General features: G+C 37.6%; 1 protein-coding gene. It reads left to right on the top strand.

Annotation, left to right across the window (positions count from 1 at the left end; all coding sequences use genetic code 11):
• The first annotated feature begins 101 nt into the window (after positions 1 to 101).
• On the top strand, positions 102 to 1,337 hold the full coding sequence (locus DEU42_RS17315) for an IS110 family transposase (RefSeq protein WP_114759586.1): 1,236 nt from the start codon (positions 102 to 104) through the stop codon (positions 1,335 to 1,337).
• The last annotated feature ends 179 nt before the right edge of the window (positions 1,338 to 1,516 follow it).

Here is a 1,516-nt window from a genome sequence, read left to right as displayed (position 1 = left end):
CCAAAAGAAATTCTCATGACTAAACACATTTTTAGAGTCACCAACAGGCATGAAAAAGGCATCGCATATCTCAGTACTTTAGTGAATCAAATATTGAGATTATGAAGGCACAAGTAAATTTTCCCCAAGTTATTGAGCGTGGATGTGGTATGGACGTACATCGCGATACAGTCGTAGTTACTGTAATGGGAGTAGGTATAACTGTTGAGACACGTTCTTTCACAACCTACACGAATAGTTTACGCTCCTTAAGAGATTGGCTCATTTCCTTAAATATTACCCATATGGCAATAGAAAGTACCGGGATTTATTGGAAACCGGTCTACAATATTCTTGAGCAGGATTTTGAGGTAATCTTAGTCAATGCCCGCCATGTAAAGAACGTACCGGGCCATAAAACCGATAAGAAAGATAGTCGATGGCTTGCAAAACTTCTAATCAGCGGCCTTTTGAAAGCAAGTTTTATCCCACCAAAAGATATCCGGGATATGCGAGACCTTACCCGTTACCGTAAGAAATTGGTACAAAATGCAGCAGCTGATCGCAACCGCTTTGAGAAAATATTGCAGGATGCAAATTTCAAACTGAGCAATGTTATCAGTGACATTTTTGGCAAATCTGGAACCCTATTAATTAATGCGCTCATTGATGGAGTTGATGACTTTAATCTCCTTTTATCTCTATGCCATGGAAGAATCAAAAAGAAAAGAGAAATACTGTATGAATCACTTCAGGGAGTACTCACAGATAATCATAAATACATGCTAAATGCTATCCGAACCAATCTTTATAACACTCTGTCAAAAATTGAATCGGTTGATAATCAACTGCTCCAATTATCAAAGCCATACGATATTGAATTGGAATTATTAAAGACCATGCCAGGACTCAATCAAATTAGTGCTACGATGTTGTTGTCAGAAATTGGAGTTGATATGAGTCGTTTTCCAACGGTTAATCATCTTGCATCATGGGCTGGAATATGCCCTGGCAATAATGAGAGTGCCGGTAAAAGCCGCTCTTCAAGAACCAACCAAGGCAATCAATACATCAAACCAATTTTAGTCGAGTGTGCTTGGGCTGCTTCTCATGTTAAAAACAGCTATCTAAAGAAAAAATATGAAAGTTTAATAGGTAGGCGTGGTAAAAAGCGGGCATTAATCGCAGTAGGACATAAAATGCTTAATGCAGCATATTACATCATCAGGGACAAAGTCCCGTATCAGGATTTAGGATATGAATACCTTGACTCTCGGAAAAAGCAAAAACAGATACAGTCATACATTGATAAATTAAAGGACTTAGGGATATATATTGAAATCCCTAATATCCAATAAGGTCGCGTTTTACTGGTGGTGTATTTTACAACCCCGACAAAGAAATTGACCTCAAGCGCCATGTACAAACAGTTGTTGCCAAGAGCACGCAGAAGAAAATATTACCTTCAGGCGTTTTTTATTAATGTGTTTATGTCAAAGAACATCTTTCTTTCAATTAATTTTTTTTCAGAAGAAAA

This window comes from Flavobacterium sp. AG291, from assembly GCF_003350375.1.
Classification (GTDB): Bacteria; Bacteroidota; Bacteroidia; order Flavobacteriales; family Flavobacteriaceae; genus Flavobacterium; species Flavobacterium suzhouense.
Note: the sequence above shows the minus strand (reverse complement) of the source record. Positions and strands in the feature narration are given on the sequence as shown.

Excerpts from the sequence above, each read along its gene's own strand:
- DEU42_RS17315 (WP_114759586.1), top strand. The coding sequence starts at position 102 with ATGAAGGCACAAGTAAATTTTCCCCAAGTTATTGAGCGTGGATGTGGT.